Origin of the sequence: Gemmata palustris (assembly GCF_017939745.1) — a bacterium.
GTDB classification, from domain to species: Bacteria; Planctomycetota; Planctomycetia; order Gemmatales; family Gemmataceae; genus Gemmata; species Gemmata palustris.
In genome coordinates, this window is sequence record NZ_JAGKQQ010000001.1 from 993,172 (window position 1) to 1,012,444 (window position 19,273).

General features: G+C 68.6%; 12 protein-coding genes. 9 read left to right on the top strand and 3 right to left on the bottom strand.

Annotated elements, in window-relative coordinates; all coding sequences use genetic code 11:
• Positions 1-231 precede the first annotated feature (231 nt).
• The 9 genes from J8F10_RS04075 (at position 232) to J8F10_RS04115 (ending at position 10,503) form a co-directional block, all read left to right on the top strand.
• Positions 232-2,202: a chemotaxis protein CheA gene (locus J8F10_RS04075; RefSeq protein ID WP_210652591.1), complete on the top strand. Its 1,971-nt coding sequence runs from the start codon at positions 232-234 to the stop codon at positions 2,200-2,202.
• A 19-nt stretch (positions 2,203-2,221) separates the two neighbouring features.
• Complete coding sequence (locus J8F10_RS04080; RefSeq protein WP_210652592.1) at positions 2,222-2,683, top strand: chemotaxis protein CheW; 462 nt, start codon at positions 2,222-2,224, stop codon at positions 2,681-2,683.
• A gap of 49 nt (positions 2,684-2,732) precedes the next feature.
• On the top strand, positions 2,733-4,808 hold the full coding sequence (locus J8F10_RS04085) for a methyl-accepting chemotaxis protein (protein ID WP_210652593.1): 2,076 nt from the start codon (positions 2,733-2,735) through the stop codon (positions 4,806-4,808).
• Between the two features lie 52 nt (positions 4,809-4,860).
• Positions 4,861-5,697 (top strand): CheR family methyltransferase, encoded by an 837-nt coding sequence (locus J8F10_RS04090; protein WP_210652594.1) that lies wholly within the window; start codon positions 4,861-4,863, stop codon positions 5,695-5,697.
• Positions 5,698-5,714: 17 nt separating this feature from the next.
• On the top strand, positions 5,715-6,752 hold the full coding sequence (gene cheB / locus J8F10_RS04095) for a chemotaxis-specific protein-glutamate methyltransferase CheB (RefSeq protein ID WP_210652595.1): 1,038 nt from the start codon (positions 5,715-5,717) through the stop codon (positions 6,750-6,752).
• Complete coding sequence (locus J8F10_RS04100) at positions 6,752-7,126, top strand: response regulator (protein ID WP_210652596.1); 375 nt, start codon at positions 6,752-6,754, stop codon at positions 7,124-7,126. Before cheB ends, J8F10_RS04100 begins: the two co-directional genes overlap by 1 nt.
• Positions 7,123-7,743 carry a chemotaxis protein CheC gene (locus J8F10_RS04105; RefSeq protein ID WP_210652597.1) on the top strand — a complete coding sequence of 207 codons (621 nt, stop codon included), beginning with the start codon at positions 7,123-7,125 and terminating at the stop codon, positions 7,741-7,743. The genes J8F10_RS04100 and J8F10_RS04105 overlap by 4 nt, the downstream gene beginning before the upstream one ends.
• A 39-nt stretch (positions 7,744-7,782) precedes the next feature.
• A complete protein-coding gene (locus tag J8F10_RS04110; protein WP_210652598.1) occupies positions 7,783-9,837 on the top strand; it encodes a hybrid sensor histidine kinase/response regulator in 2,055 nt (684 codons plus the stop codon).
• Positions 9,838-10,218: 381 nt separating this feature from the next.
• Positions 10,219-10,503, top strand: coding sequence for an EF-hand domain-containing protein (locus tag J8F10_RS04115; RefSeq protein WP_210652599.1), 285 nt, complete (start codon positions 10,219-10,221; stop codon positions 10,501-10,503).
• Here the strand turns inward: J8F10_RS04115 and J8F10_RS04120 are convergent.
• The 3 genes from J8F10_RS04120 to J8F10_RS38405 all read right to left on the bottom strand — a co-directional run bounded on the left by J8F10_RS04120 (position 10,500) and on the right by J8F10_RS38405 (position 18,604).
• Positions 10,500-11,051, bottom strand: coding sequence for a hypothetical protein (locus J8F10_RS04120; RefSeq protein WP_210652600.1), 552 nt, complete (start codon positions 11,049-11,051; stop codon positions 10,500-10,502). The two genes, J8F10_RS04115 and J8F10_RS04120, sit on opposite strands and share 4 nt — an antisense overlap.
• 80 nt (positions 11,052-11,131) lie before the next feature.
• Entirely contained in the window at positions 11,132-13,201 is a 2,070-nt protein-coding gene (locus tag J8F10_RS04125; RefSeq protein WP_315854065.1) for a catalase, read from the bottom strand.
• Between the two features lie 687 nt (positions 13,202-13,888).
• Complete coding sequence (locus tag J8F10_RS38405) at positions 13,889-18,604, bottom strand: PAS domain S-box protein (RefSeq protein WP_246522881.1); 4,716 nt, start codon at positions 18,602-18,604, stop codon at positions 13,889-13,891.
• Positions 18,605-19,273: the final 669 nt, after the last annotated feature.

Below are 19,273 nucleotides of genomic sequence, written 5' to 3' on the forward strand. Positions count from 1 at the left end.
TCAGCCTAACAGTTATTGGAGAACGTGTCGATGGCCTCGCACGCGGTCGTCGTGAGCCTCGACTGTGCGGATTAAATCGATTGCAGAGGCCGTGTGGGTTCGACTCGGGGCGTGGTGTCGGGTTATGGCTTTGGCGCCTGGGTAAATTAGTCACTTTGGAGTAGCCTTTATCTCATTCGCTTCTGGCGGGGTCGCGTCCAGAGACCGGGGTCACACGGCGGCAAGAATTCTGTGCCCACGAACGACCGGACCGAAACAGATGACCTGTTCCCTGACTACTTGGTCGAGTGCGATGAGCACCTGACCGGGGCGCGCCGGCTGTTGCTCCGGCTCGAAACGAACCCCGCCGCGGCCCGGCGCGAGGACTTCGACGGTCTGTTTCGACACTTCCACACAATTAAAGGGCTGTCGGGGATCGCCGCGGTACGGGAGGCGGAGCAACTCGCCCACCACCTGGAAGAATACCTCGGGGCGATTCGCAAGAGCCTCGTGTCATTAACCCCCACGGGCGCGGACGCCCTCGTTGCCGGGGTTAAAGCACTCGAAGAGGTGATCGGCGCCCGAAGGGACGGGTTCCCGCCGCCCGAGATCGGCCCGCTGATCGCACGGGTGACGGCGCTCACGGCCCCCGGGAAGGGGGCTACAGCAACCGGAAATCAGAGCGACGCCGGGCACCAACCGCCCGCGCGTTCGGTCCCGGACGACCCGGACCCCGTGCGCGATGCGATTCGCGCGGGGAGTCGAGTTTGGTGGGTCACGTTTGTCCCGACACCCGGTTTGGCCGAGCGCGGGGTCAACGTCGGTACGGTCCGCGAGCGCCTGCGGGCCGCCGGGCAGATCGTCCGCGCCGAACCGGTGACCGTTCCCGGCGGGGGGATCTCGTTCCGTTTCCTTGTGGCCAGTTCGGACGCGGAATTCTCATCGCGCTTCGTCGGCGACGGGATGAGTGTGGAGTCTCATGCTCCTCCCGAGCCGGAGCCCAAGTCGGCTATCGAACCGCCCCGTTCCGCGCCCCTCGCGCCCAGTAACATCGTCCGCGTCGATTTGGGGAAACTCGACGAACTGATGCGAACGGTCGGGGAACTGGTCATCACGCGGGCTCGGCTCGACAGCGCACTGGAACGGGTCACCGCGCTGCTCCCGGGGGCCGAGCGGCGCGAGTTGCAAGAGACCAGCCTGACCGTCGAGCGCCAGTTGCGCGCGCTTCGCGACGGGGTGATGCGGGTCCGACTCGTTCCCGTGCGGGACGTGTTCACGCGGATGCGGTTCGTCGTGCGCGATCTGACCCGCGAAACCGGTCAGGAAATCGAACTCGTTTTGACCGGCGAGGGGACCGAGATCGACAAGTTCGTGGTCGAGCGGCTCGCCGACCCGCTCCTGCACCTGGTGCGGAACGCGGTCAGTCACGGGTTGGAGCCGACCGCGGACCGGATCGCGGCCGGGAAGCCCGCGTGCGGGCGGATCGATTTACGGGCAACGGCGGCGGGCGGGGCGGTCGTGGTCGAGGTCGAAGACGACGGGCGCGGGATCGACCCCGAGCGGGTGTTCGCGCGTGCCCGGGCCGCGGGGCTCGTACCGCCCGGCGGCTGGGCCGATCCGGGTGCGGTGCTGGACCTGATTTGCGCGCCCGGTTTTTCGACTCAAGACGCGGCCGACCGGGTGAGCGGGCGCGGGGTCGGGATGGACGTGGTCCGGCGCGCGGTCGAGGAACTGGGCGGGGCGCTCGATTTGGTGACCCGCCCCGGGCGCGGAACCCGGTTCACCGCCCGGTTACCATTAACCCTGGCCATTGCCGACGCCCTGATTGTCACCGTTGGTTCCCAAACGTATGCCGCGCCGCAGGCCGCCGTGCGCGAGGTCGTGTTGGTCGAGCCGGGCGCCGTCACCGCACTCGAAAACAACGAACTGATCCGGCACCACGGGCGCGTGCTCCCGCTCTTGCACCTGACCGACATGTTCCGCGCCCCCCGACCGACGACCGAGTTCCCGGTGCTCGTGGTGGGCGAGGGGCGGCACGCGATCGCCCTCGCCGTCGATCGCGTGGTCGGACTGCGCGAGATCGTCGTGCGCCAGTTGTCGGACCCGCTGGTGCAGGTGCCCGGGCTGGCGGGGGCGACCGAGCTCGGCGACGGCCGGGCCATCCTGATTCTCGACGCGGTCGGCCTCGCCCGGTACGCCCGGGCGCGCCGGCGCCTCCACTGACTCGCTGGAGCCCTTGATCGTGGCGACCTCCGAACCGTACATCCTGTTCGAGCTGGCGGGAACCGCTTATGCGGTCCCGAGCGCCAGCGTTCAGCGGATGGAAATGATCGAGCACGTCACCCCGGTTCCGAACGCGCCGGCGTTCCTGGACGGGGTCGTGTTCTCGCGCGGGCGCGTGGTCCCCGCGATCAACCTCCGGTGCCGGTTCGGGTTCGCGCGCGCGGCTTACGACCCGAAAACGCGCCTGATCGTGGTCGCGCACGCGGACCGCGCGGTGGGGCTGATCGTCGATTCGGCCCGCGAGTTCGTGAACATCCCACTGGACGCGATTCAACCGCCGCCCGAGGGCCTGGCCGGGACGAGCGGGAACTATCTGAGCGGCATCGCCACGGTCGGCGCCCGCGTGGTGCTGATCCTGAACGTCGCGGAAGTGCTGAACCACACCGGCGGCCCAACAGCGGTCGCCCCCCCCGAACACTGACGGCCCGCACGCACGGGCTTCCCCACGAACCGATACACCGGAGATCCACATGGCCACCGAGTCCATCGATATCGGGCGCCTCCGAGAAGAGACCGAGGGCGTCGTTTCCGCGATCGACGAGTTGACGCGAATCGCCGCACAAACTCTGAGTGGCACGACGGCCCAAACTCAGTCCCTCGGGGACGCCACCAGTTCGGCGAACGAGACCGCGGCGTCCCTCAAGGAAACCGCGGGGCAGGCCGCCGCGGTCGCCAATTCGATGGAGGAGCTGGCCTCGTCCGTCAACGAAATGGCCGCGTCCATCGAGCAGGTGAACGCCAACACCGTGCAGTTCAACACGGCCCTGACCGAGACCGCGGCCGCTATGGAAGAAACGGCCGCGTCCATTCAGGGGGTGACCGGAAAGGCCCAGGAGATGGCGACGGCGGCGGCCGAGGTGCGCGCCGCCGTCGTGGAAGTGGCGGCGTCGGTCAAGGGCGTCAGCGACGACACGAGTGCCCTGGCCGCGTCCGTCGAGGAGAGCGGGACCGCCGTCGAGGAGATGGCCCGGTCGATTCAGGGCGTGGCCAAGAGCGCCGACGAGATGACCACCGCGGCCGAGACCGCGGCGTCGGCCATCAACGAGATGGCGTCCTCCACGGAGCAGATGGCGGCCACGGCCGAGAGCCTGACCGCCGAGGTCGAGGGGGTCGCGACCGGCATCGAACAGGTCGCGCGGTCGGCCGCGGTCGTGGCCCAGAACGCCGAGAAGATCACGGAAGTCGCGGGCGCGGCGGCGACGAGCGCCACCCAGCTCGACCGGTCCATCCACGCCGTCGCGGAGCTGGCGAAGCAGGCGGACGAGGTGACGCGCCGGGTCGCCCGGGACGCCGAGGACGGCGGCGCCGCGGTGCAGAAGTCGATCAACGGGTTGAGCCGGGTCCGCGACTCCATGACCCAGTCGGCGGGCGCGATCAAGGAAATGGGCAAACGGGCGGGAGAGATCGGCGGGATCGTGTCGACCATCAACATGATCGCCGAGCGGACCAACCTCCTGTCGCTGAACGCATCGATCGAGGCCGCCCGGGCCGGCGAAGCCGGGCGCGGGTTCGCCGTTGTCGCCGAGGAGATTCGGAACCTCGCCAACCGCGCGGCCCAGGCCACCGCCGACATCGCCGCGATCGTCCGGGGGCTGCAGGACGCGGTCCAGGACGCCGTCGCCACGTCCAACGAGGGCGCGAAAGTGGCCCAGGAGAGCGGCCAGCTCGCCGAAGACGGCATGGCCGGGCTGAAGAAGATTCTCGGCGGGGTGCAGGGGACGAGCCAACTCGTCGCCCAGATCGCGCGGGCCTCCGACGAGCAGCTCCAGGCCGGGCACCAGGTCGTTACGGGAATTAACACGACGGTGACCCAGGCCCGGCAAGCCGCGATCGCGTCCGCGGAACAGACGCGCGCGGCGCAGGGGATCGTTCAAGCGACCGGGCAGATGCGGAAGATCGCGCGGCAAGTGTCCCAGGCGATGGGCGAGCAGGGGCGCGCGGCGCGCGACATCATTAAATCCGGTCAGGCGACCCGCACCCTGGCCCAGCAGGTTCGCAACGCGACCGGCGAACAGGCGGCGGGCGCCGGCCAGCTCACGCAGGCCCTGATGTCGATGAGAAAAGGCGCGGCCAATACCGCCCGGGCGGTCGCGGAGCAGGCCACGGCCGCCGACGAGGTCGCGCGCGAGGTGGACCGGCTCGTCCGGCTCATCGGGGACGTCACGCGGGCCATGAGTGAACAGGCCACCGCCTCGAACCAGGTGGCGAAGGCCGTCGAAGACATGCGCCGGCAGTCCGGGCAAGTGGCCCAGGCCATTGGCGAGCAGAGCCGGGCCACGAAAGACATGACGGTCGCTGCGGAACACGTCTCCAAACAGATGGCCCTCATCACGCGCGCCAACCGGGAGCACTCGACGGCGGGGGAGGCGATTCAGCGGGCGCTCGTCGAGATCCGCGACGTCACCGAGCGCACGGCCCGGGGCGTCCAGGAGTCGCACCGGGCCGCGGACGGCTTGCGGGCGCGCACGGTTGCACTGACCGCACTCACGAACAAACTGGGACGAACCGCCCCCGCCCCCCGACCGCGCAGGGGCGGAACGAAGTAGGATCTGTTAATGTGGACGGGCGGCACCGACCGCGGGTCAAGTGGGGAGGGGTATGAAGCCCGGGGGCGACGAGATCGATTTACCGGTCGGCACGTTCATCATCCTGCGGGACATCATCCGCGACCGGATCGGCGTTTCGTTCGACGACGACAAGCGCGGCCTGTTGGCCGGGAAGGTCGGGGACCGGCTCCGTGCGCTGAACCTGACGTCGTTCCTCGACTACTACTACTTGCTGAAGTACGGCCCCGGCTCGGACGAGGAGTGGCCGCGCCTCACGGACGCGCTCTCCGTTCAAGAGACCTATTTCTGGCGCGAACTCGATCAGGTCCGCGCGCTGGTCGATGTACTCGTTCCGCAACACGTATCGGCCGGGCGCGGACCGGTGCGGGTGTGGTCGGCCGCGTGCGCGACCGGGGAGGAGCCGCTCAGCATCGCGATCGCGTTGAACGAAGCCGGGTGGTTCGGCCGGGCGGACATCGAAGTGTGGGCCAGCGACATAAGTCCGGCCGCACTCGAGAAGGCCGCGGGGGGGGTGTATCGTGAGCGGTCGTTTCGCGCATTGCCGCCCGAACTCCGCGAGAAATACTTCACGCCCACGGCCGGTGGGTCGAAAGTGGCCCCGGATTTGCACGCTCGTATCAAGTTCGTCACCGCGAACTTGCTGGACCCGGCTTCGACAACTAACTTGGCGACCGCGCCGTTCATCTTTTGTCGGAACGTTTTCATCTACTTCTCGGCCGCGACCGTCGCGCGGGTCGTGCGCGGATTCGCGGATCGGATGCCGAGCCCCGGGTTTTTGTTCCCGGGCGTCTCGGAATCGCTGCTCCGGGCGACGACCGCCTTTCAACTGGAAGAAGTTGGACGGGCGTTCGTGTACGTGAAGCGCTGATCGCACCGGAGGAGTTTGTGAACGACGTCGTGAAGGTTTTAATCGTGGACGACTCGGCTTACGTCCGCAAGGCCGTGCGCCAGATGCTGTCGCGCAGCCCCTTCATCGAGGTCGTCGGCGCGGCACGCGATGGGGAGGAGGCGCTGGAACTGGTCGAACAGCTCCGGCCCGATGTCGTGACCCTCGACCTCCACATGCCGAGGTCCGACGGGCTGGACTTTCTGAAGAAGCAAATGAGCCGGCGCCCGGTTCCCGTGATCGTCCTGAGTGCCGCCAGCGAGAGCGGCGAGTTGGTCATGCAGGCACTCGACGCCGGGGCCGTGGACGTCGTGCAGAAGCCGACCGCGCTCGCGACCGACAAGGTGTTTGAGATCGCCGACGACCTGGTGGCAACGGTCAAAGCGGTCGCCGCGGCGCGCGTGCCCGCGCTGGTGAACGAATCGCGCCCCCAGACCGCGGCACCCCGTGCGACTCCAAAAGCCGGAAAAACTGACGTTTTGCTGATCGGTGTTTCGACCGGCGGCCCCCAGGCGCTGAAGCGGATCGTTCCCCAATTCCCGACCGATTTTCCGATCCCGATCGCGATGGTTCTGCACATGCCGGTGGGGTACACCGAGCTCTTTGCTCGGAGCTTGGGTGAGGTGTCTCAAGTGAAAGTGGCCGAGGCGCAAGAGGGGGACGTGTTTCGCCCCGGGCTCGCGCTCCTGGCCCCGGCCGGGTACCACCTGTCGTGCGTCCGCCGGGCGGACGGGGCGGTTGTCGCCCGGCTCGGGCTACGGCCCCTCGACACGACCCACCGGCCGGCCGTGGACGTGCTGTTCCGGTCCGCCGCCGAAGTGTACGGGGACCGCGTGCTCGCGGTCGTGCTCACCGGAATGGGTTCGGACGGAACCCAGGGCGCCGCGTGGATCAAGGCCCAGGGCGGGCGCGTGTTCACGGAGGCCGAGGAGACGTGCGTCGTTTACGGTATGCCGCGCTCGGTGGCCGAGGCCGGGTTGAGTGACCGCGTCGTCCCGCTGAATAGAATGACCGAAGTGATTCTGGGAGCGCTCTGATGGCACGAATTCTGGTCGTGGACGATTCCGCCCTGTCGCGGCGCGTGTCCCGCCGCATCTTGGAAGGCGCGGGCCACTCGGTGGCCGACGTCGCGGACGGGCTGACCGCGCTGGAGCGGTACGCGCTCGACAAGCCGGACCTCGTTCTGCTCGACGTGACGATGAACGAAATGGACGGGCTGGAAGTGCTCCGCCAGCTCAGGGTGATGGACTCCGCGGCCGTGGTCGTAATGGCCACCGCGGACGTTCAAAGCTCCACGCGCGCGCTGGCCGAGACCGGGGGCGCGTCCGGGTTCGTGTCGAAGCCGCTGAGCGCGGAAACGGTCCTCCGGGCCGTCGACGCCGCCCTGGTCGGGCAGGGGGGCGCGAAGTGACGCTCACCGAGGGCCAGAAAGACGCCGTGACGGAGCTGGTGAACATTGCCTTCTCGCGGACGGCGGCCGCACTGTCGGAGATCACCGGGAACCGGGTCGAACTCGCGGTACCGGAAGTGTCCGCGCACCCGATTAGTGGGTTGCTCCCCGCACTCGGTCGGTTCGTCCGCGGGGAAGTGGCGACCGTCCACCAGATTTTCGGGGGGCCGGTTTCGGGCGACGCATTTCTCCTGCTGGACATCGAAGGGGCGGCCAAACTCGTCGGGCTGCTGGCCGACGCCGGCGCGCCGACCACGCAGATGGGCGCTTCGGCCCGCGAGGTACTTGCCGAGGTCGGGAACATCTTGCTCAACGCGTGCCTCGGCGTGTTCGGTGACCTGCTCCAGGTGCGGTTCACGTTCGCGGTCCCGCGGCTCCACCTGGATTCGCTCGGCTCGATGCTCGATTCCCTGGTCATCGGGGAGGACGAGATCCGGCACGCGCTGCTCGTCGGTGCGCGGTTCCGCGTGCGCGCGAGCGAGGTGACCGGGTGCATGGTTCTGGTGCTGGGGGTGAGTTCGCTGGACCTGTTCGTCCAAGCGATCGAGGAGTGGGCGGAGCGGGTTACTCATTCCTAGCGGGCGTCGGGCGCGCGGCTAATACGTGTAGGGGAACCGATGGGGCTCTCGGCGGGATTTCTGAGCCAACTCGATGCCGTCGGCGATTGGGGGCTGCTCGCCACCGACACGGAGCTGACCGTCACCGGTTGGAACCGGTGGCTCGAGCGCCAGAGCGGGCTGGCGGCCGAAGAGGTTCTGGGCCGGAAGCTGTTCGACCTCTTTCCCGATTTGCCGGCGCGCGGGCTGGACCGGTACTTTCGGCAGGTTCTCGCGGGCCAAACGGCCATCCTTTCTCAGCGCTTCCACACCTACGTGCTCCCGATGCCGACGCCCATTGTTGGGGCCGAACGGGGGCGGATGCAGCAATCGGCGCGCATCCTCCCGCTCGTGACCGACGGAAGTGTCCTCGGCACGCTCACGCTGATCGAAGACGTGACGGAGCGGGTGGTTCGGGACGCCGAGCTCCGGGCGCGCGGGCGCCAGCAAGCGGCGGTCGCGAGTTCGGCACGTTCGGCACTCGCGGGCCACGACGTTGCCGTGTTGTGCGGCGAGTCGGTGGGCCACCTGACGGAAACCATCGGAGCGGACTGCGCCGAGGTTCTTGAGCTCCAACCGGGCGGCGCGGGGTGGGCTAGGCTCGCGGGCACCGGGTGGCCGGAGTCGTCCGGACCCGTTTTTCAAGCCGCGGAGACCCCGCGCATTCTCGCGGTCCTCGACTCCGAGTCGGCCGTTCTCGGGGAACCCGATGGCGACCCGCGGTTCGCGCTCGAAGCGTACCTTCGGGACCAAAAAGTCGCGCGCGGGCTCGTCGTCCGAATCCCCGGTCGACGGAACCGGCCGTTCGGATTGTTGGGCGTCTACACGCGCGCCCCGCACCGATTCACCCCGGACGAAATCCAGTGCGTCCGGGCACTGGCCGACATTATCGGGACGGCGGCCGAGCGAAAGCAACTGGACGCGGAACTGCGCTTGCGGGTCGGGGAATTGGCCGAGGCCGATCGCCGTAAGGACGAGTTCCTGGCAATGTTGGCTCACGAACTACGCAACCCGCTCGCCCCCGTGCGGAACGCCGTTCAGATCCTTCGGGCGACTTACACCCACGACCCCGTTGTTACGCGGTTGACCGAAATGCTGGGCCGCCAGGTGGGGCAAATGGCTCACATGGTGGACGACCTGCTCGACGTCTCGCGCTTCACCCGTGGGACGGTTGAACTGCGGACGGAGCCGGTGGTCCTCGCGGACGCGATCGACCGCGCCCTCGAAATGGCGCGCCCGCTGATCGACGCCCGGCGCCACGACATCAACGTTTCCGTTCCTTCGGAACCGATTCACCTGGACGCGGACCCGACGCGGCTCACCCAGATTCTGGGTAATCTGCTTAATAACGCCGCGAAATACACGGACGACGGCGGGCGCATTTGGCTCTCCGTTTCCCGTGAGGGCGACGAAGCCGTGGTCCGCGTCCGTGACACCGGGATCGGGCTGGCGCCGGACATGCTGCTCCGCGTCTTCGACCTGTTCACCCAGGAGAACCGGACCCTCGATCGGGCGCAGGGCGGGCTCGGGATCGGACTGACGTTGGTCCGCAGCTTGGTCGAGCTCCACGGCGGCACCGCCCGCGCGTTCAGCGACGGACCGGGACTCGGGAGCGAGTTCGTCGTTCGCCTGCCCGCGCTGCCGACCTGTACAAAGGGAGCCAACGAACGGGGCGCCCCGCGCTCCACAGTTGAACCCGCGCGCCGGCTGCTGATCGTGGATGATAATGTCGATTCGGCCGAGAGTTTGGCCGAAGTGCTCGCCCTCGCGGGTCACAACGTCTGGACGGCTCACGACGGACCGGCCGCGCTGCGCGAGGTACAGGCCCATTCACCGGAGATCATTCTCCTCGACATCGGGCTCCCGCGCATGGACGGGTACGAGGTGGCGCGCCGGGTGCGCCAACTCCCGGACCTCGGGACCACGACGCTGATCGCGATGACCGGGTACGGTCAGGAAGAAGACCGGCGAAAGTCGCAAGAGGCGGGATTCAACTATCACCTCGTCAAACCCGTGGACCTCGACGAGGTCCGGCGGTTGCTGGGCTCGATTCCGCTGAGTTCATCTGTTCGCTGAGCGGACACGTACTAATCCCACGAAATACGCCACGTATCCAATCATCTCGTACCTCGGTCTTCGCGGGCGGGCGAGGTAAACGGCGCTGATGCACACCAGGCGCTGGGAGTAGAACCCGTTCCCACAGGGGACGTCGAGCACGTTTGCGCCAGGAGGAGGGAGCGCATCGTACAGTTCCACCCGGAACGCCTCGTGAAACGACGACTGATAGGCATCGCATTGAGGGGGGGGCAACCGGGGTGTTTCGGTTCCCAGGAATGCGGTGAGCGTGGCGAACGGGAAGGCGGGTAGAAGGGCGCGTGCCGTGGCACCCGGATTGCGTGGAATCGAAACCCTCTGACCGAATCGCGGTCTGTTTGAAACGCACTAACGGGGGTGGCTATGGCCGGCGAGCAACAGAAGCAGGAGATCGACGACAAGGTGACGACCCTGGTCCGCGGCCGGTTCGGTGGTGACTACAGGGCCGCGTTCGCACATTACGACTCCAACGACAGTGGCGCGATCGATAAAGACGAGCTGAAGGTGCTGCTATCGGACGCCGGGATCGGCAGCGCGCTCACCCGGTGGGCGTGGGCGAAGGGGATCATGGGCGAGGTAGACAGGGACGGTGACGGGGCCATTTCGTGGGCCGAGTTCGAGACCGTGTTCCGGGCCAACAAGTCTTAACAACCGGTCCGGAGGGATGAGCCCGCTCCTTGTCCCTTCGGGCGGCCGGGCCGGGGCTTCGGGGCGAACTCATCGGTTGACGCGCTGCCCGTGGTGAGGACCGGCGCGGGGGGAAGTATCGCGAAGTTCAGTGGGCGACTCGGGAGCGCGCCTTCCCGCCCCTCGGTCAGGGCGACATCGACCGTGGCCACGTACAGGCGGACGCCGTGAACGATCGGTCCGGGACCGGAGCCGAGCCGAACGATCCGCAGGTGCGCCACCGGGAATCCCGCGAAGGGCCGGTCGTTGTGGCACCCTTGCACGCCGGCAAGAACCCCTTCGGAGTGGCCGATCTCGATGCGGCGACACGGGCGCCCCTCGCCCGGAACGTCTACGGGTAGCGAACGCGAGCCGACCTCGAACGCCTCGCGCACGGCCTCCTCGAAGGGGCGCAGGCGGAGAACGGGCGCCGGTCCGTGTGGGGGTACGGCCGAGGCAAATCGGGTGCCGATGCCGAACGGGAGCGCCAGCCCGATGGTGGCGAGGACGGAGCGTCGGTCGTGAGTCATTGTGGTTGCTCTCACAGGTACCAAACGAAAGGCGAAACAGGGCCGGGCGCGCGGACGGCTCCCGGCCCGAAGGCACCGGGTTACCGTTGCGCGGCGGCGCGGTCCCAGAAGCGGAGTTTGCGGCACGCCGCGACGAACGCATCGCAGTCGCCTGCCTTATTCAATGGCACGAACCCCTCGTCCCGCGCGACCCCCACCTTCTCGAACAGCGCCGCGGCGGGCACCGCGTAGCCGATGAACTTCCGGTGGGCGGTCGCGTCCGCGACGAAGTCCCGGACCGCCGGCAACTGGGCCAGTGCCGTCGCCCCGTCCGTGGACGGTAAGAGTGCGACGGCGTCGAACAGGACCGACGGCCCGCCCTCGAGTTTCTCGTCCGCGTCGTGCCAGGTGCCGGCCGAGTCCTTGACCCCGCCCACCTCCGGGGCGACGAGCACCAGCGTCGCGCCTTCGGCCTTCAGCGCCTTACTGAGGGCCGCCAGGACGTCGGCATCGACCCCGTCGGTGACCAGCGCGCCGACCTTGCGCCCGGCGAAACTCTTGGGACCGTTCTTGAGGATGCTCAGCTTGTCCGACGGCTTCAGGTCCCGGCGCGTCGGCTTCGCGGCCGGGGCCGGTTTCGGCATTTCCTTCAACCGCAGCCCCTTGGCCACCGCGTCGGCGAGCCCGGCGTCGATGTTCAACAGGTGCGAGACCATCCGCGCTCGGATGGCCACGGTCTCGACCTTGCTCAGTTCAAACACGAGCGCGCTGGCGATGTGGGTCTGCTCGAGCAGGGTCTGACTGATGTAGAACTGCCGGGCCTGGCTGTAGTGATCCGAAAACGTCTCCGACCGCGCCCGCACCTTGGTCCCCCCGACCGGCTCGGGGAAACTCTTGTACCCCTTCTCGGGTGACTCGCGCGGGCCGCCCTCCGCGCCCCACGAGTTGGGCTCGTAGTTCGCGCGCCCTTTGGGGTTGCGCATCGCCATGTGCCCGTCCTGCTGGAAGTTCATCACCGGGCACTTCGGGGCGTTGATCGGGATGTGCGTGAAGTTGGGGCTCCCGAGCCGCTTCAGTTGCGTGTCCAGGTACGAGAAGTTGCGCCCCTGCAAGAGCGGGTCGTCGCTGAAGTCGATCCCGGGCACCACGTTCTGAGTGCAGAACGCGACCTGCTCGGTCTCGGCGAAGAAGTTGTCCACCCGGCGGTCAAGCACCATGCGGCCCACGATCTTCACCGGCACCTGCTCCTCGGGGATGATCTTGGTCGGGTCCAGGACATCGAACTCGAACGCTTTGGCGAACTCGTCGTCGAACAGTTGCACCCCCAGTTCCCACTCCGGGAAGGCGCCCGCCTCGATCGCGTTCCACAGGTCGCGGCGGTGGAAGTCCGGGTCGGCCCCGTTGATCTTCACGGCCTCGTTCCACACCACCGACTGCAACCCCAGTTTCGGCTTCCAGTGGAACTTCACGAACGTGGACTTGCCCTGTGCGTCTACCAGGCGGAACGTGTGGACCCCGAACCCTTCCATGAACCGGAACGAGCGCGGGATGCCCCGGTCGGACATGACCCACATGACCATGTGCATGGCCTCGGGCGTGAGGGAGATGAAGTCCCAGGCGTTGTCGTGCGCGGTGGCCGCTTGGGGGAACCCGCGGTCCGGCTCCTCCTTAAAGGCGTGGACCATGTCCGGGAACTTCATCGGGTCCTGGATGAAGAACACCGGGATGTTGTTGCCGACGAGATCCCAGTTCCCCTCCTTCGTGTAGAACTTGGTGGCGAACCCGCGGACGTCGCGCGCGAGGTCGGCCGAGCCCTTGCTGCCGGCGACGGTCGAGAACCGCACAAACGTCGGCGTCTTCTCGCCCTTCTTGAACACCGCGGCCCGGCTCACCGCTTCCAGTTCGCCGTTGCTCTCGAAGTACCCGTGCGCCCCGAACCCGCGGGCGTGGACCACGCGCTCGGGGATGCGCTCGTGATCGAAGTGGAAGATCTTCTCGCGGAAGTGGAAGTCCTCGAGTAGCGCCGGCCCGCGTGGGCCGGCCCGGAGCGTGTTCTGATCGTCGGAAACGGGGACGCCTTGCTGGGTGGTGAGAACCGGGGCGCCGTCCTGCGCGGTCTGGTGCGTTTCGCCGCCCCTACTCTCGACGGGAGGGTTCTTCGGCTGGGTCATATCGGCCATCCTGCTCGAGGTGCTAACGCGAGTTGTGAATCAGGCGGCTAGGCATGAGCAAATTGCGATCCAAATGACCTGCTGATCGCATTGAAATTATGAGCGGAAAGATGTTTAAAAATTGGTTTAGCCGAACGGGATGTGGACGAATCAGATGGTCTAATGACACATCAGTTTCCTGGTCGCGGGCCGCGACCGCGAGGGAGCGGGAGGGGCTCCCGTTGGTGGTCGCGTTCAACGCACGGGAAGCCCCACGCCCTTGCGGTCGCGGCTCGATTGGTAGCGACATGGATCGCGAAACGGGGCTAATAACGCATCAATGGCCGGGCTAATGGGATCAGGGGTGCGAACGCGGTTCGAGCACGCGGCTTGGGTGTTTTTGTTGTACCCCTTGAGGGGCATGAACGGGGCGCCCCACCCGCTCACGAGCTACGCGCCGTCCTCGCGGTCGAGCAAGAAGGAATGGGCCGGGGTTAGTTCACGGGAACCGATCCCCACGGCTTTTGAGCGGTGTGCTTCTCGGTCCCGCGGGCCACGTGGCCCGGGGCACCGATCCGCCCCTTGTGGCGATTGTCAGGCCCGCCTTCGGCCCCTCCAGGGGCGAGCGTCATCTGTGCTGCCTGGGGCGCGCGTTTCTGAAGATGATTTTGATCCCGTGGTCGAACGCAAATGCTTGTGTTGCCCGGGTCACCCCCTCGCCTGCGCCCCGGCCACGATGCGATCCAGCTCGCCCGGGTCGGCCGGTTTCGTCAGGTGGTGGTCGAACCCCGCCTCCCGGGTCCGGCGCCGGTCCTCCTCTTGCCCCCATCCGGTGAGTGCCGCGAGCGTCACGCCCTGCAACTCGGCGCTCTCGCGGATGCGGCGCGCGACCTCGTACCCGCTCATCCCCGGCAGCCCGAGGTCGAGCAGAATGAGTTGGGGCCGGAAGGTGGCGAGCACCTTCAGAGCGTCGGGGCCGTCGTGCGCGGTCCGCACCTGGTGCCCCCGCATCTCCAGTAGCATGGCCATGCTGTCTGCCGCGTCCCGGTTATCGTCCACCACCAGAATGCCGAGCGGGCGCCCCGCTGCGCCGGTTCCCGCCGCCTGTGCGACCGCGGGGGCCGGGGCAGGGGCGGGGGCCAGCGGCAGGCGGACCGTGAACGTGCTCCCGCGGCCGGGACCGGGGCTCTCCGCACGCACGCTCCCGCCGTGCATCTCGACCAACCGCTTGACCAGCGTCAGCCCGATCCCCAGCCCGCCCTGGCTCCGCTCAAGGGACGTACCCACTTGGGCGAACATCTCGAACACCTTTGGGAGCATGTCCGCCGGGATGCCCACCCCGGTGTCCGCTACCCGCACCACTGCGTCGCCCCCGTCGCGCTGGGCGGACAGCACGATCCGCCCGCCCGGGAGCGTGTACTTGGCGGCGTTGTTCAGCAGGTTCGCGAGCGCCTGTACCAGCCGAGTGCGGTCAACGTTCAAGGGGAGCGGCTCGGCCGGCATTCGCAGGGCCAACTCGTGCCCGCCGGCCTCCACCGCTTGCCGGCTCGTCTCCACCGCGGCGTCGACCACGGCCCGCAGGGGGACCGGCTCCTTCCGCAGTACCACCTTACCGCTCGACACCCGGGCCACGTCCATCAGGTCGTCGACTAGGTGGGCCATGTGCCCGAGCTGCCGGTCCATCATGGTCAGGGCGCGCCCGGCGGCCTCCCCGGTCGCCCCGCCCAGTCGCAGGATCTGCACCCCGTTGCGCACCGGGGCGAGCGGGTTCCGCAGCTCGTGCGCGAGCGTGGCGAGGAACTCGTCCTTGCGCCGGTCCTGTTCCTGGAGCGTGCGGTAGAGCCGGGCGTTCTCGATCGCGACGGTCACCCGCTCGGCCAGGTTCTGGGCCACGCGCAGCTCCTCCGGCCCGAACCGGCGGCGGGGGGACGAGCTGAGGAACGTCATCCCGCCGATCGCCCGGCCCCGGGACACGAGCGGCACGCACAGGTACGAGCGGACCCCCAGTTCTCGTAGTTTCGCGACCCGCTCCGGTCCCTGCGGGGCCGTGGCCGGGTCGATTTCGGCCAGGTCGGGCACCACTTCCGGTTCGCCCGTTCGCAGCACGTGCGGGACGACACCCGCCACATCACCGTCCGGTCGGAACGCCGCGTTTCGGGCGGCGGACACGTCTTCGGGTTCCGAGGCGGTGACCGCCAGGCGCTCGCGCGTGCCGTCCTCGCCGATCATGTCGACCACGCACCAGTCGGCGAACCCGGCGACGGCCAGGTTCGCGATCCGGTTGAGGGTGCTCTGGTAGTCCACCAGTTCGGCCAGACTCGCGCTGGCATCGGCCAGGAACTGCACCGCCTCTTCCGCCCGTTTGCGAGCGGTCACGTCCCGGAACACCTTACCGAACCCGTGCAGGGCCCCGTCGTCCCCTCGTAGCGGAACCATGACCCCGTCGGCGAAGAACTGGCTCCCGTCCTTGCGCGCGTGCCACCGCTTGTCCTCCGCGCGCCCCTCGCGGGCCGCCTGCTCCATCTCCCGCGCGGGCGCCCCGGCCGCCCGGTCCTCGGGGGTGAAGAGCACGTCGGCCGGCCCCCCGAGCACGTCGGCGGGGGCGAACCCGGTGATGCCCTCGGCCCCGCCGGCCCACTCGATCAACCGCCCGTCCCGGTCGGTGACCACCACCGCGTAGTCCCGCGCCCGGTCGATCAAGAGCTGAAAGCGCTCGTCCTTCTCCCGCAACTGCGCCTCGGACCGCTTGCGGTCCGAGATGTCGGTGAACAGCACGCCCACCTGCCGGCCCCCGGGCCGGCCGACCCGGAACGCGGACACGTCGTACCACCGGTCGAGGTCGGTCACCCGGTCGGTCCGGCGGAACGGCTCGCCGGTCTCGGCCACCCGTGCGTAGGCCTCGATCCAGTGGCCCTCGTGGGCGGGCATCACCTCGCGCGCCGTCTTGCCGACGACGTTTCGTAACCCGGTGTGGGCTTCGAGGGCCGGGTTGACCAGCAGGTAGCGGTAGTCGACCGCCCGGCCCGCCCCGTCGAGCACCGGTTCGACCACGCAGTACCCCTCGTCCATCGACTCGAACAGGGACCGGAACCGCTGCTCGCTCTCGCGCAATTGCTCCTCGGCTCTGCGGCGCTCGGTTATGTCCTGCATCGCCCCGACCAGGCGGACCGTCTTACCGTCCTCGTGGATCGCGTACCCGCGGTCGAGGACGGCGGCGTAGGTGCCGTCGGCCCGCCGGAACCGGTACTCGTCGGACCAGTTCGCGCCGCCGCGGTCGATGACCGCGTGGATCCCGGTGACCACCCGGTCCCGGTCGCCCGGGTGGATGTGCTCGTACCACCACGTGGCGTCCGCGCCCACGTCCCCCGGGCGGTACCCGAACAGCGCGCCGGCGCCCTCGTTCCACCAGACCGCGTTGGTCCGCATGTCCCAGTCCCACACCGCGTCGTTGGTCGCGCGGGCGACGATAGCGAACCGGTCGTTGCTCTCGCGGAGCGCGGCCTCGGCCCGGCGCTGGTCGGTGACGTCCAGGGTCACTCCATCGAACCGCTTCGGCGCGCCGGCCCCGTCGTAGTAGGTTCCCCCGATCGCCCGGACCCACTTCTCGGCCCCCGTCTCCGGGTCCACCGTGCGGTAGTGGACGTCGTAGCCGGTGCGCTCGGCCACGCTGCGCTCGATGGCCGCCCGGGTCGGCCCGCGGTCGTCCGGGTGGATGCGCTCGTAGAACGTGTCGATCGTGACGCGGGCGTCGGGCGGCAGCCAGAAGTGCGCCTTGACCCGCTCGTCCCACTGGAGGACGTCGAACGGCAGGTCGCAGTACCAGAACCCGATCCCGGACGCTCGGACCGCGTAATCGAGGCGCGCGCGGCTGGCGGCCAGGGCGCCCTCGGCCCGCTTCCGGTCGGTAACGTCTACTACCACCCCGGCCCACCCGACGGCCCCACCGCCCGCGGCCCGCTCGACGGCCCCGCGCGCGAGCAGCCACCGCTCCCCGCCCGGCCCGGTCACCCGGTACTCGCTGCGGAACGGCGCGTCGGTATCGAGCGTGCGCCGGATCTCCGCGCCCACCCGCTCCCGGTCGTCGGGGTGGATTGCGGCCAGGAAGTCGCCCACCGGGGCCGAGGCGTGTTCGTCGGCGGCGACCCCGAAGAGGGCGGCGAAGTTGCGGTCCCCCGTGACGCGGTCGGCGGTGACGTCCCAGTGGTACGTGCCGACCTCACCGGCCTGGAGCGCGGACGCCCGGGCGCGCTCGACCCGCTTGGCGGCGGTCACGTCGCGGGCGATCTTGGACACCCCGATGATGTGCCCCTCGGCGTCCCGGACGGGAGAGAGAGTCAGTGACACGTCCAGCCGGCGGCCGCCCTTCCGTACCCGCTGTGTCTCGAAGTGCTCGATCCGCTCCCCACGGTCCAGGCGCTCCAGGATGGCCCGCTCCTCGTCGAGCCGGTCGGGTGGGACGACGAGGGTGATCGACTTCCCGACGGCCTCGGCCGCGGGGTACCCGAACACCCGCTCGGCCCCGTAGTTCCACGAGCGGATGGTGCCGTCCAGGTCCATGCCGACGATGGCGTCGTCGGACGACTCGACGATGGCCGCCAGGCGCGCCCGGGCGCCCTCGGCCTTTTTGCGCTCGGTGATGTCGCGGAACACCAGCACCGCGCCGTCGACGGTCCCGTCCTCCCACCGGATGGGCGCCGCCGAGTCGTCGATCGGCCGCTCGGTGCCGTCGCGGGCGATGAGGATCGTGTGGTTCGCCAGCCCGACGATCGTCCCGGTTCGGAGCGCCCGGAGGGCCGGGTTCTCGACTTCCTTTCGGGTCGTCTCGTTGACGATGCGGAACACCTCGTTGAGCGGGCGCCCGCGGGCGTCGGTGGTCGGCCACCCGGTGAGGTGTTCGGCCACCGGGTTGAGGAACGTCACGCGCCCGGCCGCGTCGGTGGCGATGACACCGTCACCGATGCTGGCCAGCGTCGTCTGCCAGAGCTGGAGCCGCTCGGCCCCGCGGGCCTCGCGGGTGCGGTGGGCCAGCTCGACGAACACCGACACCTTCGCCCGCAGGATAACGGGAACGAGCGGTGCGACCAGGTAGTCCACGGCCCCGAGCGCGTAGGCTTTCTCGATCGGGAAGTCGGTGCCCGTGTCGGGGCCGAGGAAAATGATGGGCGTGTGCCGGCTGCGGGCGCGGATCCGCTCGGCCACCTCGAACCCGGACAGATCGGGCATTTGGACGTCGAGGAGAACGACCGCGAAGTCGGTCTCGAGCACCCGCTGGAGTGCTTCTTCGCCGGAGCCGGCGCGGACGAGCGTCTGGCCGAGGGCGCTGAGCACGGTCTCCAGGGCGAGCAGGTTTTCCGGCCGGTCGTCGACGAGCAGGATGTTGACTGGGGCGCTGTTAATCACCGAATCCTCTACCGGGCGGGTCATTACGGTGCGGTCACGGGATCGAACGTGTGATCGGTGTGCTGAGGGGGCATTTTACTGGCTCGTGGCGGCCACTCAACGGTGCGCCGGGTGGGGCGCCCGTGCGGCGCGGGGGCACTGGTTTTCGTCCCACCGTTCACATTCTCCGGGAACCCGACTTCTCAAACGATCGATACGCGCCGCCGGTTCGAGGCACCGCGGACCAATTTGATCCGTGCGGTGTCGGGATGAACCGCGTTTCCGCCAATGTCGTGCCGGGGGCGCAAATGTTGCAGAAGTGGACCGCTGTCCCCGGTCGGGCGGGCTGTGGGTCGTTCCTGCGAAGCGCGGGCCAGGCCGAAAGAGTGACCGTGAAGACGCTGGGCTACTACGGTAAAGAAGACGTCGCGTTGACACCGTCCCGGCCGCCGCGCCTCGATCGTCCGCATGCGGACGATCGAGGCGTTAGTCACCAGCCTTTTGCAGAAGAAATTGCTCTGGAACAGCCGGTGCCCGCCTTCCCGACCGGGTTACGGCTCGCTCCGAACACGCGGTCCCCGCTCTCGGCCGATCGCTCGGTAGTAGCCCGGTCGGTCCCGATGTGGCCCGGTGGCGGGGGCGCTGGGCGCCGAAGGGGCCATTGCTCCCAGCGTTGAATGCGGACATGAGGTCTTTGGCAAACGCTGCGCCGTC